Below are 19,702 nucleotides of genomic sequence, written 5' to 3' on the forward strand. Positions count from 1 at the left end.
ATCACCGCACAGATCAAGTAACACCCCACGTACTCCGGCTGTGCATGGCAGACCGGAACGGCCAACGCCCCGTCGCTCGCGACGGGGCGTTGCTCGTGCGTGGGGACACCGGGTCAGCGAACCCGCGCTCGGTACGCACCTGGCGCAGTTCCACAGGCGCGGGTGAAGTGCACGTAGAAACTCGACTGCGACCCGAATCCTGCAGCGTGCGCGATCTCCGACGTCGTCATGGACGTCGTCGCGAGCAACCGCTGCGCCTCGGCCACCCGGCACCGTGTCAGGTACTCGACGATCGTGGTGCCGACGTCCTGTCGGAACACCGACATCGCGTAGTGCGGGTGCAGGTGTGCGGCCGCTGCGACGTCAGCGACCTCGATCGGTTCGCGGAACCGGTCGACCACGAACCGCACCATGTCGATCACGCGGTGCATGGCATCCACGGTGCCGTGCCCGCCGCCGGGCCGCAGGTGAACGGCATCGCGGTGGTGCCGGAGCAGGCGACGCACGAGCGCCTGCGCCTCGAGGTTGGCGATGATCTCCGCACCGTCGTCCTCGAAGTCCTGCTGCCACGACCCGAGCATCGACTCGACGTCACGCCCGGCAGCTGCGGTCGGCACGACGACCGGGCGGTTCAGGAGCATCGCTCCGAGGTCGTGGTCGGGCAGTCCCCACGCCAGCACCTCGGCCAGCGGGATGTGCACCCAGCGGAACTCGCCCGTACCGGTGCCGTCACCCACGAGCTGGTGCGGGGTCCAGCCCCAGAACAGTGCGATCTCGCCCGCGTGCACGCTTACCGGCGCCCCGCCGAACCGGTAGTCCAGGTGCCCGTCGAGCACCAGGTTCATCTCGAGGTCGTCGTGCCGATGGGACGACGCCATGAGCGGAGCCGGGCCGCGGTGGCTCCAGTACGCCGCTTCCATCGTCTCCACGTCGAGCACGATGCTGAGCCTACGTCAGTGAGCCTTTCCCCACACAGGACCTCCGTCAGGGGGTCGCCTGACGAGACCAGTAGTCGGCTCTGATGACCAGGAGTTCCCCGTCCGCTTCCGAACTCAGGTTGACGGTGCGCGGGTCCCACAGTGTCCCGCGCTGACGAGCTTGCGGAGTCATCCCCAAGCTCGTCGCGAGGTCCTGCGGGCTCACTCCCTCGGGCGGTCGGACCGAGAGCACGGCCCAGCACCCACCAGAAGCGCACTCCTTCTCTTCCGTGATCAGCTCGCTGCCCGCGGGCAGTGAGACCGAGGAAGCGGGTGGCACATCCCCCTCGGTCGCGAATGCGAACAGGGACACGAGGCGAACTCCGGCGAGCAACGTGACGAGCGCAAGCGTCACCACGACCATCACCACGACCGATCGCTTCCGTCTCCCTGTGGCCGTCACGAGCGCCACCCTACGGCCTTGGCGCAGCAGCCTGTCCTGGTACTCACCCGACGGTGTGGAGTACTTCGATGCCCATGGAGCCGACGCACGGTCGGTACCGGACGAGCGCGACTCGTGCCCCGTGCATCTCTCCGAGCTCCTGGTGGCGCGATCGGTCCACGTGACGCACGACCGCTGCCTCGCGTGAGGCCTCGCGGTGCACACTGATCGAGAGGTGGGCCGTGTTCCTGATGAAGGCCATCGGAGGCGCGGCACCGCCGTGGAGCGCCGAGGCAGCCTCACGCATCCGGACACGGATCGGCCGCAGGGTGTCGTCGTCGAACCCCTGCACGAAGACGCCGGCCGCCGATCCTCCAAGGCCGTCGAGCCGGACTCGGTGGTCGAGCGCGCCGCGCGAATTCTCGACGACGTCGATGTAGTGCTCGAGCGTCGCACGGTCGATCCGATCGCGGTACGGTTCGAGGCTCGTGATCGTGAGGTGCACGTCCTCGACTCCGTACACGTGTTGCGTGCCGTCGTACGCGGCGGCCAGTTCATCCGCCACGCCAGCGATCCGCTGAGCGAGTGGCCTCGGAGGGAGCAGCACCAGGCTCAGACCCCAGCGCGGATCACCGTCCACCGGTTCCCGGTCGAGCTGCAGGTCACCGACACGCAGCCGCTGACGGGCACGTTCCCAGAGCACGTCGTACTCCTCACGAGTTGCCACAGGCGCCGCCGTCTACTTCTCCCACGCCGTCACGGACGCGAGACCTCGGGCGGCACGTTCCTCATCGAGGAGCTGCTGCACCACCTGGCTCTTCGCTGCCGTGTAGGTACGACCGTCCGACGATCGCGCTGCTCGGGTCTTGACCTCCCGGTACCGCGCAACGGCGGTCGGGTCGCTGAGCAGTTTGTCCCGGAAGAGCCGTTGGTTGCATTCGTCCCACTGGTCCGAGGCGAAGACGTGGAGGATGTGGGTCCTCGCCCCGTCTCGCTCTCGGGTGTACACCCCGTGGTTCTTCGGACCGGAACGGTGCTGCGTGTAGCCCGTCGCCGCGAGCAACGGGCCGAGCGCCAACGGATCCGTGTCGACTGCGGCCCGGACCGCGATGTCGATGACCGGCTTCGCTTCGAGACCCGGGATGGCCGTGCTGCCGATGTGTTCGACCGCGAGCACGCGGTCTCCGAGCGCGGCGACGAGCCGCGACGCCTCACGCTGGTAGTCCGTCTTCCAGGAGTCGCGGTGTGCTTCCAGCTGCACCGCGGGAGGCTCGTCCACGGACCGGATCGTGGCCATCGCCGCTGGCCACAGCGCGTCCAACCGCGGTCCCCACGGATCCGCCATCACGCCGCTCTGACGGAGTTCGACCACCTCGGACGCGGGGAGCCACTTCCAGGCCATCACCTCGGCCGGAGCTGGCCGCACGGTCGAGCCGGCAGGTTCCCGGACGGTGAAGAGATCCACCAGCGCAGAGTCCTCGGTGAAGCGACCGACCCACTGCAGCGCGTCGGGAGCGACCTCGAGGGCGGTCTCCTCGCGCAGTTCACGGCAGGCCGCCGCTGGCCCCGACTCGCCGGCGAGCGCGCTTCCTCCGGGGAACTCCCACCCGTACGCGAACTCCTTCGTCGGAGCTCGTTGCGTGACGAGGACGGTCCCGTCGGCGCGGTGGACGCAGACCGTGACCACGAGGTGGAAGGACCCGTCGGGCCAGCCGCTGTCGCCTCGCCGGAACGTCGTGCCCGTCGCTCCACCGCCCGCATCGACCACGTCCCACCACTCGTCCACGTCCGCCAGCGTACGACGACCGTCGCGACCCGTCAGAGCCCCTTCCGTCTGTTCGTCTCCCAGTACCCCAGCACCAGCTCGTCGCCCGGCGGCAGTTCGCGTTCGACGAGCCGGAAGAGTCGCCGCGCCTGGCGCTCGGACGAGCGCGCCGCGGCCTCGGTCGGCCATCCCGCCTCCACCGAGTAGTCCTCGTTGAACTCGGCGGCCCACCGCAGTACTTCGTCGCGGACCGTCTCCGACAACGCCGGTCTCCCCTCGGGGCACAGGCCGTCCTCGTCCCAGAGCGGCCAGTCGACGCTGTACTCGTTCATCAGTCGGTAGCGCACCGGACAACACTCGCACAGCGGGCCACGGACCGATCCGAGGATCCTGGAACCCCACCGTCCGAAGCCGGAGGACCGCACACCCCCGCGCTTCCTACCGTCGACACATGACCAAGATCACCATCATCGGCGCCGGCGGCTTCGTCTTCCCCTTCCGCCTCATCGGCGACCTCGTCTCCTTCCCCGCCCTGCAGGACGCGACGTTGCACCTCATGGACCTCGACGCGGGCCGGGTCGCCCGCACCGCGACCGCAGCCCGCGAGCTCGTCGCCCACCACGGCCTCGGTGTCGAGGTCCTCGAGACCACGGACCGCCGTGCGGCCCTGGCGGGTGCGGACGTCGTCATCATCACGTTCCAAGTCGGCGGCGTCGAGTCCTACAAGTGGGACGTCGAGATCCCGCGCAAGTACGGCATCGACCAGGCGGTCGGCGACACCGTCGGCCCGGGCGGCGTCTTCCGCTTCCTGCGGTCGGTCCGCGCGTACGAGGACATCGCCCGCGACGCCCTCGAGCTCTGCCCGGACGCCCAGTTCATCAACTACGCGAACCCGATGGCGATGGCCACGGCGTTCCTCAACGCGAAGGGGCTCCGGACGGTGGGGCTCTGCCACAGCGTGCAGGGCACGACCCGCATGCTGGCGCGCACGCTCGGCGTGCCGTACGACGAGGTCGAGTTCGTCAGCGCCGGCATCAACCACCAGGCGTGGATCCTCGAGTTCACGCGTCGCAACGGCGAGGACCTGTACCCGCGTCTGCGCGAGGTGATGACGGCGAAGCACCAGCGGGGCGTCGCGGCGTCCGACCTGCACGACGACGACGGCGACCACAGCGAGGCGGCTGCCGCGGCGAGCAACTACGAGGGCGGCAACGAGCAGGTCCGCACCCAGCTGATGCGCTCGTTCGGGTACTTCGAGACCGAGTCGAGCCACCACGCCAGCGAGTACGTGCCGTACTTCCGCAAGGACCCGGAGACGGTGCTCGAGTACATCCCGGAGCGCTGGGACTACTACGAGATCTGCCTGGCGCACGACGAGCAGGGCGACGTGGACACGCAGCTCGAGAAGCTCAAGGCCGACCTGACTCCGAGCGTCGAGTACGGCGCGAGCATCGTGAACGCGATCGTGACGGGTGTGCCGGCGGTCGTCTACGGCAACGTGCCGAACGCCACGGGCGTCATCCAGAACCTGCCGTCCGACGCCTGCGTCGAGGTCGCGTGCCTGGTCGACGGCAAGGGGGTGCAGCCGACGTCGTTCGGTGAGCTCCCGCCGCAGCTCGCCGCGATCAACCGCACGAACACGAACGTGCAGACCCTCGCGGTGCGTGCTGCACTCACGGGCAACGTGGAGCACGTCCACCACGCGGTGGCGCTCGACCCGCTGACCGCGGCGCACCTGACGCTCGACCGCATCGCCGAGATGACCGACGAGCTCCTGCACGCCCACGCGGCGCTGCTCCCCGAGTCGTTGCGTCCGGCGGACGCGGTCACCGCGGCACCGGTGGCCGACCGGGAGGCCCGCCCCGCGCTCGTCTGAACCGTCGCGCCCGACGTGGGGTCGGGTCCAGGACGCGACCCCACGTCGGACGCGCGGCGCCCCGTGTGCGCACCCCGCGCCTCCCGGCCGACCTGAACGGCACCACGACCTCAAAGGAGAGGACCATGCCGACCCGACCATCCCCCCAGCTCGCCAGACGGGGGTTCCTCGCCCTCGCCGGCATCTCGCTGACCGGCGCGCTGGCAGCGTGCGCCGGCGGCGGCACGACCGGCCGCGGCGGGACGAAGCACATCCGCCTGTCCACCTGGAACATCCCGACGGACATCACGAGCTACCAGGCGATCGCCGACGAGTTCGTCGCGGCGCACCCCGGCACGAGCGTCGCCGTCGAGGTGACCACCGGGCAGTTCCACCAGTGGTTCATCACCCGGCTCGCCGCCGACCTGGCGCCGGACGTCATCCGGATCACCCCGCAGCAGATCGGCCGGTACGCCGCGAACGGCAGCCTGGTCGACATATCGGGGTCCATCCCGGCGGACTACCGGCAGGACTACAGCGACCCGTTCTGGGCGATCGGCGCGCGGGACGACGGCGTGTACGGCGTCTTCCAGCACACCGACAACTTCATCACCTACTACAACCGCGACGTCATGGAGCAGATCGGCGTCACGCCACCACAGGCCCTGGCCGACGCGTGGACGTGGGACGAGTTCCTCGACGTCGCGCAGGAGGTCAAGCAGGTCACCGGCAAGTACGCGTTCGGGTACGGGTGGTCGTCGCCCGAGACGGCGTACCGGTGGCTGCCGCTGGTCCACCAGAACGGCGGCGCGTTCCTCGGCGAGGACGGTGCCACCCCGTCGATGGACACCCCGGAGGCGATCGACGCCCTGGCCTTCGGCCGGAAGTGGTACGCCGACGGACTCGCGACCACGGGCAACCTCAGCAAGAGCGGCGGCGGCGACGTCTCGCGGAACCTGTTCCTGACGGGGCAGATCGGCATGATGCTCAACAACCCGGAGTCGATCGCGCAACTCGACACCGACATGCCGGACAACTGGGGCACGGCCCCGATGATCCGGAACGTCGGCGAGGCGAGCGACCTGGGCGGCAACGCCCTGGCCGTCACGAAGTCGAGCAAGCACCCGGAGCTCGCGGCCGAGCTCGTGGCGATGATCACGTCCCGGTCGAAGATGCAGCAGTTCTGTCACGACGGCAACTGGCTGCCCGCCCGGAAGTCCCTCGACGCGAAGGACATCGGGTACGCCGCGAACACCGACACGATGCAGCGGTTCATCGACCAGGGGACGACGATCCCGCTCTCGATGGTGAAGGCCGAGAGCGGCGAGTACTTCAGCTCGCTCAACGCGGTGTTCGCCGACTACCTCGACCTCTGCCTGCTCGGGCAGCTGAGCCCGAAAGAGGCCTCGAACCAGATGATGGAGGCGATGCGCAGTGTCACTGCGAACTGAGACCGCGCCGGTCCGCACGACGGCGTCCACCGCCCCACCGACCGGCGGAGTCCCCGCTGGCGGCGGTGCCCGCCGAAGCCGGGGCCGCTTCGTCCCGTACGTGTTCATCGGCCCCGCGGCGCTGCTGTTCCTCGGCTTCTCGCTCATCCCGATCATCACGGCGATCGCGCTGAGCTTCCAGGACTCCAGCACCTCGCTCGGCGACGGCACCTGGGTCGGCGGGAAGAACTTCGTCGACATGGGTTCCGACCCGCTCATCGGCACGGCGCTGCGGAACACGCTCGTGTTCACGCTCGGCACCGTGCCCACCTCGATGGCGATCGGGCTCGCCCTGGCGGTCGCCCTGAACCGGCCGCTGCCCGGGCGCTCGGTGTTCCGTGCCCTGTTCTTCGTGCCGATGGTCGCGGCGGGCGTCGTGGTGGGCGTCATCATGTCGTGGATCTTCAACGGCGACTACGGCGTCGTGAACAACCTGCTCGAAGCGCTCGGGATGGGGCGCGTGCCCTGGCTGACCGCTCCGGGCTGGGCGATGGCGACCCTGGTGGTCGTCGTGGTCTGGACCCGGATCGGCTTCTGCATGGTGATCTACCTCGGCGCGCTGCAGTCCGTGCCCGCCGAGCTCAAGGAGGCCGCCGCGATCGACGGCGCCTCGCGATGGGTCCGGTTCCGGACCATCACGTGGCCGCTGCTCCGCCCGACGACGTCGATCCTGCTCATCCTGAACGTCGTGTTCTCGTTGCAGGCCTTCGACGTCATCTACGTGATGACCGGCGGTGGCCCCGGCTTCTCGACGACCGTGCTGATCCAGTACGTGTTCCGGTCCGCGTTCATCGATGCCCGGATGGGCTACGCCGCGGCGCTCGGACTGGTGCTCGTCGCGATCCTGCTCGTGTTCACGCTGCTCCGGCAGCGCGCCAACCGCAAGGCGGAGGAGATGCTCTGATGGCCGTACTCGATGTCCGCGGTCCCCGCCGCCGTCCGGCTGGAGCCCGCTCCCGGCGCCGGCCTGGTCGCTGGGTGCTCGTCGCCGGGCTCACCGCCCTGGCGATCCTGATGGTGTTCCCGCTGTACTGGATGGTCGTCTCGGCGCTCACCCCCGGCGGGCAGTCGCAGAGCGGCACGTTCTCGCTGTTCCCGACCCGGCCGACGTTCGAGAACTACACGCAGGTGTTCAGCACGCAGCCGGTCTGGCGGTGGCTCGGCAACTCGGCGCTCATCACCAGCGTCGGCACCGCGTTGAGCGTCGTCGTGTCGCTGATGGCCGGGTACGCCCTCGCCAAGTTCCGGTTCATGGGCCGGGGGCTGCTGTACTCGGCGTTCCTCGTCACGATCATGATCCCGATCCAGGTCACCCTGGTGCCGAGCTTCCTGGTCGTCGCGAAGATCGGCCTGGTCGACTCCCCCTGGGCGGTGATCCTGCCGACCGTGTTCGACGTCGTCGGGATCTTCATCGCCCGGCAGTTCATGCTCGGGGTGCCGGACGCCCTGATGGAAGCCGCTCGGCTCGACGGCGCCGGCGAGTTCCAGACGTTCTTCCGGGTGGTGCTGCCCTCGTGCGGCCCCCTGGTCGGGGTGCTCGTGATCCTCGGCTTCATGACCCGGTGGAACGACTTCCTCTGGCCGCTCGTCGTGCTGCAGGGCAACGAGAACCTGACCGTGCCGGTGGCCCTGTCGACGCTGACGAACAACCCGGCGTTCAGTTCGCCGTGGGGTGCCGTGATGGCCATCGCGACCGTGACCGTGCTGCCGCTGCTCGTGGTGTTCCTGGCGTTCCAGCGCCAGTTCGTGCAGGGCATCGCCTCGACCGGCATCAAGTAGCGCGGCGGGCGCGCGCCGGCGCGGCGGGCGGCGTACCTGCCCGAATCGGGCGTACCTGGTCGATTCTTTCGACCAGGTACGCCCGATTCCGCATACCAGCGCAGTGGACATGGGAAAGAAACGACGGGAGGCACGGTGCCAGCTGGCACCGTGCCTCCCGTCCGTCGTCCGCGTCAGCGGATGATCGAGATGTTGTCCGCCTGCGGGCCCTTCTTGCCGGGGCCCACGTCGTACTGCACGTGGTCGTTCTCCTCGAGCGACCGGTAGCCGGTCGTCGCGATGATGCTGGAGAAGTGGGCGAACAGGTCCTCGGACCCGTCGTCGGGGTGGATGAAGCCGTACCCCTTGGCGTGGTCGAACCACTTCACGGTGCCGGTCGGCATGGTCGACAGCACGGCGTCAGTGGATGCGCAGTTGCGCGACCATCGGGCAGGCGAACGGGTCACGAGCAGCGAGCCCGACCCGGTTCAGGTACCGGACGACGATGCCGTAGGAGCGCAGCAAGGTGGTCTCGGTGTAGGGCACCTCGAGCGTGTCGCAGTGGTCGCGGACGAGCAGGCGGGCCTGCTTCAGCGCCGGTCGGGGCATCGACGGGAACAGGTGGTGCTCGACCTGGTAGTTCAGGCCGCCCATCAGGAACGAGACCCACCAGCCGCCGCGGATGTTGCGCGACGTGCGGACCTGGCGCGAGAAGAAGTCGACCTTGGCGTCGTGCGCGATGGTCGGCATGCCCTTGTGGTTCGGGGCGAACGAGGCGCCCATCATCACGCCGAACACGGCGAGCTGCACACCGAGGAACGCGCAGGCCATGCCGAACGGCAAGAACCAGAACACGACCGTCAGGTAGATGCCGAAGCGGGCGACGAGCAGCGCGGCCTCGAGCCAGCGGTGCTTGACGTCGGCCTTGGTGCCGTTGCCGGTGACGATGCTCTGCACGGCGTACCGGTGCAGGTTCAGGCCCTCGAGCGTCAGCAGGGGGAAGAACAGCCAGCCCTGGAACCGCATGAACGTCGTCATGAGCGGACCCTTGACCGCCGCGGCGTCCTCCGGCAGGAACCGGATGCCGTCGGGCGCGATGTCGGGGTCCTTGCCGACGGTGTTCGGGTTGCCGTGGTGGCGGGTGTGCTTGTTCATCCACCACGAGTAGCTGAGGCCGACCAGGAACGTGCCGAGCCAGCGGCCGGCGTGGTCGTTCCACTTCTGCGAGGCGAAGACCTGGCGGTGCGCGGCTTCGTGCGACAGGAACGCGAACTGCGTGAAGATCACGCCGAGCGCGCCGGCCACGATGAGCTGGAACCAGGTGTCGCCGAGGAATGCGAACGCGACCCACGCGAGGGCGAAGGTGACGATGAGTGTGCCGAACAGCGACCAGTAGAACCCGGTGCGGCGGCGGAGGAGTCCGTTCTCCTTCACCTGCGCGAGCAGGGCTGAGTAGGTCGAGGTGCCCTTGGGGCTTCCTGTTCCAGGTCGAGTGCGGGTGTAGCCCGGAGCGAGCGGAGTGGTGGTCAAGTGGACCGACCTTCCGGTGCGGACCGGCCCTTCGGCCGGTTCGAGAGAGTTCACGCGATTGCGCTTGGTGCGACCCTAGGGCCTGAAGGTGCGATTCCACCTGACAATCCGCCTGCCCCACTACGGTGATCGGATGGGCAAGGTCACGCTGCAGGACGTCGCCGTGCACGCCGGCGTCTCGATGAAGACCGTGTCCAACGTCGTGCGTGGCTACCAGCACGTCAGTCCGCCGATGCGCGACCGGGTGCAGGCCGCGATCGACGAGCTCGGGTACCGCCCGAACGTCTCCGGACGGTCGCTCGCCACCGGCCGGTCGAACATGCTCGCGTTCGCGTTCCCCGACCTCCGGCGGCCGTACTTCGCCGAGCTCGCGCACGTGTTCTCCCGCGTCTGCGCGCAACGCGGATACCAACTGCTGCTCGAGGAGACCCTCGGCGAGGCCGATGGCGAGCGCTCCGCCGTCCGCGGTCGCGAGGCCGGGGTGGTCGACGGCGTCGTCATCCACCCCCAGGTCCTGACCCCCGAGGCGATCGACCGGATCCGCGGAGACACCGCCGTGGTGTTCCTCGGCGAGGACGTCCGCCCCCAGTACTCCGACCAGGTGGTCATCGACAACGCGGCCGCGGCGGCACAGGCCGTCGCCCACCTGGTCGCGCTCGGTCGCCGGCGCATCGGCTTCTTCGGGCACGAGACCGGGCCGGAGTCCAGCACCTCCGGCCTGCGGCTCGACGGCTACCGGGCCGGGCTCGCAGCCGCCGGCCTGCCCGTCGACGACGCGCTCCTGGTCCCCCGCGAGGTCGGTGACGCCGCAGGTGCCGAGACCGCGTTCGGTCGGGCGCTCGACGCCGGGCTCCGGGTCGACGCGCTGCTCTGTCGCGACGACCTCGCCGCCCTCGGGGTCCTGCGCGCGATGCGGTTGCGCGGGCTCGACGCTCCGCGGGACATCGCGGTCGTGGGGTGGGACGCGATGGGACTCGGGTCGAGCCTGGTACCGAGCCTGACGTCGGTCGCGCCGGACACCGTCGCGCTGGCGGACACCGCCCTCGACCTGCTGCTCGAGCGGATGGACGGCTCTGAGGTACCCGGCAGGCTGGTCACGGTCGGGCACCGGCTGCTGGTGGGCGAGAGCGCGCCGTTCCCGGACGGCTCGGTCGACCGCGGGCCGGTGCCGGGCCAGGGCCGAGTCTCGGCCTGAGCGACACTCCTCGTGGCGATCCGCCCGAGGAGTGTCGCCCAGCGCGAGTCTCGACGCAGCATCAGCGCTCGCCCGGGTGCACACTCCCCAGCAGCTCGACGACGACGGCACGCAGCGCCTCGGGCAGGTCGACGGTCCCGAGTTCGACGATCCGGTCGGCACGCGGCAGGTCCTTCGACACGATCTCCCACGCGGTGAGCTTCTCCGCGTTGCTGGCCTGCGCGCGTTCGAGGGCGTGCCGGACAGCCTCGCGGGCATCGACCCCGACCACCGGCGACCCGGCCAATGTGACTGCTCCGCCCGCAGTCGAGTCCACGGTCAGGTCGACCGAGAACCGGTCCTCGCCACGGGCGGACACGATCTGCCCGTCCGCGGGGGCGGCGAGGAACGTGATCCGCCAGTCGCGACGGACCGGGACGACATCGACCGCGCCCGTGGTGGCGTGCACGCGGAACTCGGCGAGCGCCGCGTCCCACGTCAGACGGGTCTCGGCACCGCGGCCGGTGTCGCCGGCGGGGTCCTCCTGGTCCTCGACCAGGGTGAACGAGCCGGAGGCACCGGGGGCGACGAGGACCTCGAACGCGGTCGGGTTCGCGGTGGCGTCGAGTTGGTCCTCGGCGGCGAGGGGCAGCAACCCGCCCTCGCGCAGCAGCACGGGCACGGTGTCGAGGGTGCGGTGCAGGTCGACGAACCGGTCGCCGGCGTACACGGTGCCGGTGAACACGTCGGTCCAGGTCCCCGGCGGCAACCAGGCTCGTGCGGTCCCGTGCAGGGTGACGGGGTCACACGATTGGACGATCGGGGCGACGAGCAGTTCGGACCCGAAGGCGTACGTGTTCGGCACCCGGTACGCCTCGTCGCGCCGTGGCTCCAGGTGGTACAGCGGGCGGACGAGCGCGGTGCCCTCGGCGGTCCGGTGGTTCATGGTGTGCAGGTACGGCACCAGGCGGTGCCGGAAGCGCAAGGCCTCCCCCATCGCGGTGCGCGCCTCGGCGGGGAACACCCACGGTTCCTTGCGGATGAACGGGTTGTTGGCGGAGTGCAGGCGCATGATCGGTGAGAACACCCCGAACTGCACCCAGCGCGTGGCGAGCTCGTCGTCGCGGACCCCGCGGGTGTGGCCACCGATGTCGTGACTCCACCAGGGGTAGCCGATGTTCGCGGCGCTGGCGGTGAACTCGGGTTGGAACGCCAGCGACGCCCAGGACACGACGGCGTCGCCGGAGAAGCCGACGGCGTACCGCTGGCTGCCGGGGCCGGCGTAGCGCGAGAAGGTCATGCCCTGGTCCCCCGAGCGCGCCGAGTCGAGCAGGTGGAAGTGGTTGAGCAGCCAGAGCGGGTCGACGCCGGGCAGCCCGCTCTCGCTGCCCTGCTGCCAGTCGATCCACCAGAAGTCGACGCCCTGCGCTTCGAGCGGTCGGTGCAGCTGGTCGAAGTACGCCTGCAGGAACCGCCGGTCGGTCGGGTCGAACGGGATCGGCTGCTCGGTCGCCGGGTCGATCCCCATCGCCTCGGCCACCGCGGGGTAGGCGTCCTCGAACGCCCGGACGCCGTCGGCGGGGTGCAGGTTGAGCGTCGTGCGCATCCCCCGCCGGTGCAGCTCCGCCAGGAAGGCCTGCGGGTCGGGGAAGAGCGACGGCTCCCACGAGTAGCCGGTCCAGCCGTCACCGAACTGCGGCGGGACGGAGTCGACGCGGTGCCAGTCCATGTCGATGACCGCGACCGAGAACGGCAGGCGTTCCGCGGCGAACCGGTCCACGAGCTCCAGGTACGAGGTGTCGCTGTACGGGTGGTAGCGGCTCCACCAGTTGCCGAGGGCCCACCGGGGCAGGCGCGTGGGGGCGCCGGACACCTGGTGGAAGGCGCGGAGGGCTGCCGTGAAGTCGCGGCCGTGGGCGAACACCGTGACGTCGCGGCGACCGGGCACGCGCGTGCCGATCCAGCCGTCGTCCTCGAACAGGAACGACTCGCTGTCGTCCAGGGCGGTGATCCCGTCGCGGGCCAGGATGCCGGGTTCGAGCGGCATCCGGCCGTCGACGTCGTCGAGGGTGCGGCCGGTGCCGCCGAGGTCACGGGGCTCCTGCCCCCAGCGCCAGCGGTTCGCGTCCGGGCCGATGGTCTCGACGACCAGGCCGCTCGGGCTGAACGGACGGCCGTCGTAGCGGAGCCGGGCGCGTTCGGTGGTGACGACGACGCCACCAGCGACGGCGCCGCCAGCGCCGACCCTGTCGTCACCTTCGCCGACGCGCTCCACGGTGAACGCCGGCACCGGCAACCGCCGCCGGATCGCGAACGTCGAGGCGCGGTCCTCGAACCCGCCGTCGTCGCTCCACTCGATGCGGAACGTGCCGGCGTCCAGCACCGTGATCCGCCAGTGCTCGCCCGTGACGACGGCGGCCGGGTCGGCGACCGGGTCGGATCCGGGGAACGGCCGGATGGTCGGAAGTGCGGTCGTGGTCATGGTCACGTCGTACCCCTCAGCTCTTGACCGCGCCCTGCGTCACGCCGCTGATGACCCAGCGCTGCGCGAACAGGTAGACGATGATCGTCGGCGCCATGGCCATCAGGTACGAGGCGAAGGCGACGTTGTAGTTCGTGCCGAACTGGCTCTGGAAGATGTTCTGCACCACGGGCAGGGTCTGCAGGGTCGGGTCGGCGGTGATGAGCGACGGCATCATGAAGTCGTTCCACGACGCCAGGAACGCGAAGATCCCGACGGTGGCGTTCATCGGTCCGAGCAGCGGCAGGATGATCCGCCAGAAGATCTGCCACGTCGAGGCGCCGTCGATGCGGGCGCTCTCCTCGAGCTCGACCGGGATCGACCGCAGGTACGCCGAGTAGAGCAGCACGCTGAACGACAGTTGGAACATGGCGTGCAGGATGCCGACGCCGATCGGGTTGTCGAGGCCCATCTGGGCGGTCAGCTTGATCTGCGGCAGTGCGACGACCGGGAACGGCAGGAACATCGCCGCCAGCAGGTAGACGAACGACCACCGGAAGAACCGCTTGTGCCAGTTCCGGACGATCGCGTACGAGGCGAACGAACTGAGCAGCAGGGTCGCGACGACGGTGAGCGCTGCGACGCCGAGCGACACCGAGAACGAGACGGGGAAGCGCGTGAGCTCCCAGGCCGACGCGAACGAGCCGGGGTTGAACGGGAACGGCAGCGACAGGGCGTTGCCGTCGACGGACTGTTCGCTCGTCTTGAACGCCATCGCGACGGTGACGTACAGCGGGACGAGGACCGTCAGCGCCGCGAGTCCGAGCACGACGGTCAGGGTCCAGTTCGTGCCGCTGAGGCGCCGGCGGTGCCCGCGGCCCGGTCGTCGTGCGTCGCCGGTGGTCACCGCGCGGGTGTCGGTGGGTGGGCGGGTGTCGGTGGCGGTCATGCGAGTCGCAGGTTCCTTCCGCGGGTCGCCGCGAGCTGCAGCACGGAGATGAGGACGGTGATGATGAAGAACACGGTCGCGTTCGCCATCTGGTAGGCGTAGTCGCCGCCGGTGAAGCCGCCGAAGATGGTCATGGCGACGCTGCTCGTCGCGCTGCCCGGGCCGCCGTTCGTCAGGCCGACGATGACGTCGTAGGCGCCGAGGTAGCCCTTCACGCCGAGCACGGTGTTGATGACGATGAAGCCGCCGAGCAGCGGGAGCGTGATCGCGCGCAGCTGCTTCCAGCCGGTGGCGCCGTCGAGCGAGCTCGCTTCGTACAGCTCCTCGGGGATCGAGGTGAGCCCGGCGGTGTAGATGAGGAGGGCGCCGGGCACGGTCTGCCAGGCGGACACGATCACGATCGCGACCCACGCCAGGTTCGGGTCGCCGAGGATGCTCTGCTCCAGCGGTCCGAACCCGACGCTCGTGGCCAGGGCCGGCACGGTGTTCGAGAACAGGAAGTTGAACACGTAGGCGACGATGATCCCGGAGATCACCATCGGGATCACGAAGATCGACCGGAGGCCCGCGGCGAACCGGATCTTCTTCGCCAGTGCGATCGCCAGTGCCAGCGCGATGACCTGCGTGACGATCACGGTGACGACGGCGAACCCGAGGGTGAAGCCGTACGACGCGAGGATCGCCGGGTCGGACACGAGCGCCCGGTAGTTCTCGAGCCCGAGGAAGTCCCACTGCCCGAAGCCGAGGTAGTCGGTGAAGCTGTAGAAGATGCCGACGCAGGCGGGTGCGACGACGAAGGCGGTGAACGCGATGAGGGCGGGCACGAGGAACAGGTAGTACATGCCCTCCGTCCGGCGGAGGGAGCCCGGGCGACGCGAACCGGCGGCGCGGTGCGTGCGGGCGGCCGCGGTGGCCGGCCCGGACGTCGCCGGGTCGGTGTCGTGGGAGAGCGGGGTCTGCATGGTCATGGTGGCTCCTGGAGTCCTGGTCCGGCTCAGACCGTCGCCGAACGGCCGGCGAGACGCCGCCAGTCCGAGTCGAGCCGCTGCAGCATCGAGGTGAAGTCCCCGCTCCGGATCGCCGACTGCAGGTAGTTGCCGAGCGGGATCGAGGTGGGGATGAAGGTGCCGGCGCCCTGGTAGAACGCGGCGTCGTCGACGTACTGCTGCAGGCCGGCGAGCCGCTCGTCCTGCTGCGGCGGCGCGTCCTTCGTCGGCGAGTAGGCCAAGTTGTCGCGGTTGTAGGCGTCGATGACCTCGGGCTGCATGAGGAACTCGACGAGCTCCTTCGCCTCGTCCGGGTGCTGCGACGCGGTCGGGATCCACAGGCCGAGGTCGATGTTCACCCGGGCCCGCCGGTCGCCGGGGTCGTTCGACACGGGCAGCGCGAACGTGCCGACCTCGAGGTCCTTGTCGACCAGCGCGATCTGTCCGAGCGCCCACGGCCCCTGCAGGTACATCGCGGCCTCGCCTTTGCCGAACGCCAGGTTGCCGTCGGCGTAGGCACGCGTGGCGTGGTCGGGGTTGAAGAACGTCGAGATGGTCTTCGCACGCTCCATCGGCACCGCGAAGTCCTTCTCGAACGACACCGCGGAGTCCGGGCCGACGTCGGTGCCGAGTGCCTTCATCTTCGTGAAGAACGACCCGGTGTCGACCAGGCTGCCCACCGAGTAGTCGAACAGCCCCTGCCACAGTGTCCAGGTGTCGCGGTCCGTCGCGTAGATCGGGGTGATGTCGGCCTTCTGGAGCGTCCGGCACACCTCGACGAACTCGTCCCACGTCGTCGGCACGGGCAGGCCGTGGTCGGCGAAGATCCGCTTGTTGTAGATGACCCCGGCGGCGGCGAGCGAGTACGGCAGCACGCTCGTGCGGTCCTCGAACGTCGCGTACTGGTTCGTCAGGGTGTCGATGTCCGGTCGGACCCGTGCCGCCGACGGCAGGTCTCCGAGGTCGCTCAGCACGCCGCGGGAGATGTAGCGCGCGAGTTCGAGGTTGTCGTTGAAGCAGCCGACGTCGGCCGGCTCACCGCGGACGAACTGTGGCGCGATCGCCGCCGTGCTGTCGTGCACCACGGACAGCCCGGGGTGCCCCTTCTCGAAGCGCCGCAGGAGCGCGTCGAAGTAGGCGATGACCTCCTGCTTCTGCTCGTAGAAGCGCAGCGTGGTCGCACCCCCTGCCGCTGCGCGCGGTGCCGCGCACCCCGCGAGCGCCATCGTGCCGAGCGCGATCCCGCCGGCTGCTCCGGCGAGGAACCCCCGCCGGCTCACGGCCGCGCTGATCGTTCCGGTCCTGCTTCCCACCATCGGGCAACTCCCTCGTGCGCGTCGTCGCGCACGTCTTGTTTACAGCGCTGTAAACGGGAAGTCAACGTTGTAATCGCACCTGACGGGGTAGGCGCGCCCACAAGCGGACGGGAGGCGCGGGTCGCCCCCGCCCCGCGCCTCCCGGCCGCCGCGCAGCGCGTCCACGGCCGCGCGCCGCCGCCCGCCGGACGGACACCGCACGGAGCTGACAGGATCGTCCGATGGCGCAGGACGAACGGGACATCGCACTCCGAGTGGGGCACGAAGAGCTCCGCATCCGCGGGGTCTACGAGACCATCAGCATCATCAACGACGTGATGGTGGCGCTCTGGTTCATCGTCGGCAGCATCCTCTTCTTCTCCGAGAGCACCACGACGGCCGGCACGTGGCTGTTCCTGATCGGGAGCATCCAGCTGCTCATCCGCCCCGTCATCCGGCTGTCGCGGAGACTCCACCTCGGACGGATCGGCCGAGGGAACCCCACGGAGTCCGCGCGCGATTTCTGACGGCGACACGCCTGGGCGAACACACAGGAACGCGAGCAGGCACCATGGAGAGCATGGCAAGCACCACCTCCGCTCCCCCGCCCGGCCCCGTCGAGACGACGTCGAAGGTGCGGCGGTGGGTGTTCTGGCCCGCCGCCGTCCTCGTGCTCGGGTTCGTGGCGTTCACGTTGATCTCACCGTCGACCGCCGAGGCGATGTTCGTCGGACTGCAGGACGGCATCGTCAAGAACTTCAGCTGGTACTACGTCCTCGTCGCCGCGTTCTTCGTCGGCTTCTCGCTGTTCGTCGGCTTCAGCAAGTTCGGCGACATCAAGCTCGGGAAGGACCAGGACGAGCCCGAGTTCTCGACCGGGTCGTGGTTCGCGCTGCTCTTCGCCGCCGGCATGGGCATCGGCCTCGTGTTCTACGGCGTCTCGGAACCGCTCAGCCACTTCGCCTCACCGCGCCCCGGCGTCACCGGCACCGAGAACGAGCTCGCGCAGCAGGCCCTCACCCAGACGTTCCTGCACTGGGGACTCCACGCGTGGGCGATCTACGTCGTGCTCGGCCTCGCCCTGGCCTACGCCATCCACCGCCGCGGCCGCCCCGTGTCGATCCGGTGGGCGCTCGAGCCGCTGCTCGGCAACCGGGTGCGCGGCGGGTGGGGCAACCTCATCGACGTCATCGCGCTCGTCGGCACCCTGTTCGGTGTCGCGACCTCGCTCGGCCTCGGGGTCATCCAGATCGGCGCCGGGCTCGAGAGCGCTGGCATCGCCGACAGCAGCATCGTCAGCCAGATCGCCATCATCGCCGTGATCACCGCGGTCACCATCGTGTCGCTCGTGACCGGTGTCACCAAGGGCATGAAGATCCTGTCGAACTTCAACCTGCTGCTCGCCGCCGCACTGCTGCTGTTCGTGCTCATCGTCGGGCCGACCCAGTTCCTGCTCCGCGACTTCGTGCAGTCCATCGGCGCGTACCTGCAGAACATCGTCGGTCTGTCGTTCAACGTCACTGCACAGCAGGGCGCCGAGGGCGTCGCCTGGCAGGGCGCGTGGACCACCTTCTACTGGGGCTGGTGGATGTCGTGGGCGCCGTTCGTCGGTGTCTTCATCGCGCGCATCTCCAAGGGCCGCACGGTCCGCCAGTTCGTGTTCGGTGTCCTGCTCGTGCCGACCGTGCTCACGTTCCTGTGGTTCGCGGTCCTCGGCGGTGCGGCGATCCACCGCGAGACCGACGGCGCCGGCGGCCTGGTCGGCTCGGACGGCTCGGTGGACCTCGAAGGCTCGCTCTTCGCCCTGCTCGGCGACCTGCCCGCCGGAGCGGTGCTGACCTTCGGCGCGATCCTGCTCATCGGCGTGTTCTTCGTGACCTCGTCGGACTCCGGGTCGCTCGTGATGGCGATGATCGCGTCCGGCGGCGACATCGAGCCGAAGAACTGGCTACGCGTCTTCTTCGCCACCGTCTCGGCACTGCTCGCCGTTGCCCTGCTGCTGAGTGGCGGGCTGAACGCTCTCAAGACGGCGGCGATCACCACGGCGCTGCCCTTCAGCGTCGTGCTGCTGCTCACCTGTTGGTCGACGATCATCGCCTTCACCCGCGAGCGGCGGGCATACGACAAGGCCGAGCGCGAGGTCCTGCTCGAGCACGTCGGCGCGTACTACGGGCTCGAGGTCGAGGGGCCGTCGGAGCGCGCGCCGCGATCGGCGTTCGGTCGGCCGTGGGCAGCCGTGAAGAAGCGCGTGCGCGGCGGGTCAGTGGCGCACCCGGCCGCCACCGCCCTCGACGACTTCCCGATCCGGACGCAGACGGTGTCACCCGACCCGGCGGTCGACGCGAGCCTGGACGACGGGCCGGCTGTGGAGAGCGCGCCGCGCCCGACGGACGGATGACGGACGGGAGGCCCTTGGCGGGGCCGCCACGGGCCTCCCGTCCGTCAGCGGTCGCGACCAGGGCGTCGCCGACGCCCGTCGTGCTCGCTGACGTCGGTGCGGCGGCTGGCTCGGAGGCTCCGGATGCCGAAGACGAGCGAGAACGGCATGAGGACCAGCAGCGGGAGCGACGACCCGATGTGGCTGGAGTTCAGCACGAGGTTCACCAACGCGAGCAGGAGCAGCACGGACGCGGTGACCACCGCGAACCACGCGAACGGTTCCGGCCAGGGGGCTAAGCGGCCAAGCTGTGGCGAGGGCTCGCCGGTGGATCCTCCGGCAAGGCCGGCTGCGCCGCCGCCTCCGCCATCGTCGTACGCCACCGCAGCGTGGAGCGCGCGGATGTCGCGCGCACCCTCACCCCAGTCGAGCAACGTGAAGGGGACGATCGGACGCGTCCGGACGCGCAAGGCAGTTCCGCCTGCGGCAGGAGTCAACTCGATCGAGATCACCTCACCCCACGAGGAGAAGTTCCCGAGCACGGACAGCTCGATCCTGTCCTCGGCGACCGAGCGGACCCGCACGCGCGGCATCCCGGCGACAGCACGCAGAACCCGTTGGTGCGCTTCCTCGAGTGGCATCGCGAGCTCCCACTCGGCTGACGAGCGTGCAGCGGATGTCGTCACGTCGAGCATGACTTCAT

At 69.6% G+C, this 19,702-nt stretch carries 19 protein-coding genes; 7 read left to right on the top strand and 12 right to left on the bottom strand.

Annotated features, from left to right (window positions below):
• Positions 1-113: 113 nt before the first annotated feature.
• From EDF23_RS17565 to EDF23_RS19375, 5 genes are read right to left on the bottom strand one after another with little or no spacing between them, the layout of a single operon-like run.
• Positions 114-938 (bottom strand): helix-turn-helix domain-containing protein, encoded by an 825-nt coding sequence (locus EDF23_RS17565; RefSeq protein ID WP_131922604.1) that lies wholly within the window; start codon positions 936-938, stop codon positions 114-116.
• A 46-nt stretch (positions 939-984) separates the two neighbouring features.
• A complete protein-coding gene (locus EDF23_RS17570; protein WP_131922605.1) occupies positions 985-1,380 on the bottom strand; it encodes a hypothetical protein in 396 nt (131 codons plus the stop codon).
• 43 nt (positions 1,381-1,423) lie between these two features.
• Positions 1,424-2,086 carry a hypothetical protein gene (locus tag EDF23_RS17575; protein ID WP_132084029.1) on the bottom strand — a complete coding sequence of 221 codons (663 nt, stop codon included), beginning with the start codon at positions 2,084-2,086 and terminating at the stop codon, positions 1,424-1,426.
• 12 nt (positions 2,087-2,098) lie between these two features.
• On the bottom strand, positions 2,099-3,145 hold the full coding sequence (locus tag EDF23_RS17580; protein WP_165901187.1) for a GrpB family protein: 1,047 nt from the start codon (positions 3,143-3,145) through the stop codon (positions 2,099-2,101).
• Positions 3,146-3,177: 32 nt separating this feature from the next.
• Positions 3,178-3,456 (bottom strand): hypothetical protein, encoded by a 279-nt coding sequence (locus EDF23_RS19375; RefSeq protein WP_132100898.1) that lies wholly within the window; start codon positions 3,454-3,456, stop codon positions 3,178-3,180.
• A gap of 119 nt (positions 3,457-3,575) precedes the next feature.
• Here EDF23_RS19375 and melA point away from each other — a divergent pair, with 119 nt between their 5' ends.
• The 4 genes from melA to EDF23_RS17600 all read left to right on the top strand — a co-directional run bounded on the left by melA (position 3,576) and on the right by EDF23_RS17600 (position 8,248).
• On the top strand, positions 3,576-5,000 hold the full coding sequence (melA, locus tag EDF23_RS17585; RefSeq protein WP_123293867.1) for an alpha-galactosidase: 1,425 nt from the start codon (positions 3,576-3,578) through the stop codon (positions 4,998-5,000).
• A 125-nt stretch (positions 5,001-5,125) separates the two neighbouring features.
• Complete coding sequence (locus EDF23_RS17590; RefSeq protein ID WP_243648975.1) at positions 5,126-6,430, top strand: sugar ABC transporter substrate-binding protein; 1,305 nt, start codon at positions 5,126-5,128, stop codon at positions 6,428-6,430.
• A complete protein-coding gene (locus tag EDF23_RS17595; protein ID WP_131922608.1) occupies positions 6,414-7,373 on the top strand; it encodes a sugar ABC transporter permease in 960 nt (319 codons plus the stop codon). Before EDF23_RS17590 ends, EDF23_RS17595 begins: the two co-directional genes overlap by 17 nt.
• Positions 7,373-8,248, top strand: a complete 876-nt coding sequence (locus EDF23_RS17600; RefSeq protein WP_071252441.1) for a carbohydrate ABC transporter permease — start codon at positions 7,373-7,375, stop codon at positions 8,246-8,248. Before EDF23_RS17595 ends, EDF23_RS17600 begins: the two co-directional genes overlap by 1 nt.
• 173 nt (positions 8,249-8,421) lie before the next feature.
• On the opposite strand, the gene EDF23_RS17605 is transcribed toward EDF23_RS17600, so the two are convergent.
• Both EDF23_RS17605 and EDF23_RS17610 read right to left on the bottom strand, forming a co-directional pair.
• A complete protein-coding gene (locus EDF23_RS17605) occupies positions 8,422-8,631 on the bottom strand; it encodes a cold-shock protein (RefSeq protein WP_111086735.1) in 210 nt (69 codons plus the stop codon).
• 16 nt (positions 8,632-8,647) lie between these two features.
• Positions 8,648-9,757 (bottom strand): acyl-CoA desaturase, encoded by a 1,110-nt coding sequence (locus EDF23_RS17610; protein WP_123293869.1) that lies wholly within the window; start codon positions 9,755-9,757, stop codon positions 8,648-8,650.
• Between the two features lie 133 nt (positions 9,758-9,890).
• Here EDF23_RS17610 and EDF23_RS17615 point away from each other — a divergent pair, with 133 nt between their 5' ends.
• On the top strand, positions 9,891-10,952 hold the full coding sequence (locus EDF23_RS17615) for a LacI family DNA-binding transcriptional regulator (protein WP_131922609.1): 1,062 nt from the start codon (positions 9,891-9,893) through the stop codon (positions 10,950-10,952).
• 61 nt (positions 10,953-11,013) lie between these two features.
• Here EDF23_RS17615 and EDF23_RS17620 read toward each other — a convergent pair whose 3' ends face one another.
• From EDF23_RS17620 to EDF23_RS17635, 4 genes are read right to left on the bottom strand one after another with little or no spacing between them, the layout of a single operon-like run.
• The gene (locus tag EDF23_RS17620) at positions 11,014-13,413 is read right to left on the bottom strand and encodes a TIM-barrel domain-containing protein (protein WP_131922610.1); all 2,400 of its coding nucleotides are present in this window, start codon (positions 13,411-13,413) and stop codon (positions 11,014-11,016) included.
• Between the two features lie 16 nt (positions 13,414-13,429).
• Positions 13,430-14,341 carry a carbohydrate ABC transporter permease gene (locus EDF23_RS17625; RefSeq protein ID WP_131922611.1) on the bottom strand — a complete coding sequence of 304 codons (912 nt, stop codon included), beginning with the start codon at positions 14,339-14,341 and terminating at the stop codon, positions 13,430-13,432.
• Entirely contained in the window at positions 14,338-15,309 is a 972-nt protein-coding gene (locus EDF23_RS17630; protein ID WP_131922612.1) for a sugar ABC transporter permease, read from the bottom strand. Before EDF23_RS17630 ends, EDF23_RS17625 begins: the two co-directional genes overlap by 4 nt.
• Before the next feature lie 26 nt (positions 15,310-15,335).
• Complete coding sequence (locus EDF23_RS17635) at positions 15,336-16,607, bottom strand: extracellular solute-binding protein (RefSeq protein ID WP_131922613.1); 1,272 nt, start codon at positions 16,605-16,607, stop codon at positions 15,336-15,338.
• Between the two features lie 257 nt (positions 16,608-16,864).
• Here EDF23_RS17635 and EDF23_RS17640 point away from each other — a divergent pair, with 257 nt between their 5' ends.
• Together EDF23_RS17640 and EDF23_RS17645 are read left to right on the top strand one after the other, a co-directional pair.
• Positions 16,865-17,149 (top strand): YrhK family protein, encoded by a 285-nt coding sequence (locus EDF23_RS17640; protein ID WP_131922614.1) that lies wholly within the window; start codon positions 16,865-16,867, stop codon positions 17,147-17,149.
• Between the two features lie 53 nt (positions 17,150-17,202).
• Positions 17,203-19,020: a BCCT family transporter gene (locus EDF23_RS17645; RefSeq protein WP_243648976.1), complete on the top strand. Its 1,818-nt coding sequence runs from the start codon at positions 17,203-17,205 to the stop codon at positions 19,018-19,020.
• Between the two features lie 44 nt (positions 19,021-19,064).
• On the opposite strand, the gene EDF23_RS17650 is transcribed toward EDF23_RS17645, so the two are convergent.
• The gene (locus tag EDF23_RS17650; RefSeq protein WP_131922615.1) at positions 19,065-19,694 is read right to left on the bottom strand and encodes a hypothetical protein; all 630 of its coding nucleotides are present in this window, start codon (positions 19,692-19,694) and stop codon (positions 19,065-19,067) included.
• Positions 19,695-19,702 lie beyond the last annotated feature (8 nt).

The organism is Curtobacterium sp. PhB128 (assembly GCF_004340725.1).
Lineage (GTDB): Bacteria > Actinomycetota > Actinomycetes > Actinomycetales > Microbacteriaceae > Curtobacterium.

Bases quoted from the DNA above. Each gene is read 5' to 3' on its own strand.
- EDF23_RS17630 (WP_131922612.1), bottom strand. From the start codon at position 15,309: ATGACCATGCAGACCCCGCTCTCCCACGACACCGACCCGGCGACGTCC.
- EDF23_RS17605 (WP_111086735.1), bottom strand. From the start codon at position 8,631: ATGCCGACCGGCACCGTGAAGTGGTTCGACCACGCCAAGGGGTACGGC.
- EDF23_RS19375 (WP_132100898.1), bottom strand. From the start codon at position 3,456: ATGAACGAGTACAGCGTCGACTGGCCGCTCTGGGACGAGGACGGCCTG.
- EDF23_RS17650 (WP_131922615.1), bottom strand. From the start codon at position 19,694: ATGCTCGACGTGACGACATCCGCTGCACGCTCGTCAGCCGAGTGGGAG.
- EDF23_RS17645 (WP_243648976.1), top strand. From the start codon at position 17,203: ATGGCAAGCACCACCTCCGCTCCCCCGCCCGGCCCCGTCGAGACGACG.
- EDF23_RS17600 (WP_071252441.1), top strand. From the start codon at position 7,373: ATGGCCGTACTCGATGTCCGCGGTCCCCGCCGCCGTCCGGCTGGAGCC.
- EDF23_RS17620 (WP_131922610.1), bottom strand. From the start codon at position 13,413: ATGACCACGACCGCACTTCCGACCATCCGGCCGTTCCCCGGATCCGAC.
- melA (WP_123293867.1), top strand. From the start codon at position 3,576: ATGACCAAGATCACCATCATCGGCGCCGGCGGCTTCGTCTTCCCCTTC.
- EDF23_RS17590 (WP_243648975.1), top strand. From the start codon at position 5,126: ATGCCGACCCGACCATCCCCCCAGCTCGCCAGACGGGGGTTCCTCGCC.
- EDF23_RS17640 (WP_131922614.1), top strand. From the start codon at position 16,865: ATGGCGCAGGACGAACGGGACATCGCACTCCGAGTGGGGCACGAAGAG.
- EDF23_RS17615 (WP_131922609.1), top strand. From the start codon at position 9,891: ATGGGCAAGGTCACGCTGCAGGACGTCGCCGTGCACGCCGGCGTCTCG.
- EDF23_RS17625 (WP_131922611.1), bottom strand. From the start codon at position 14,341: ATGACCGCCACCGACACCCGCCCACCCACCGACACCCGCGCGGTGACC.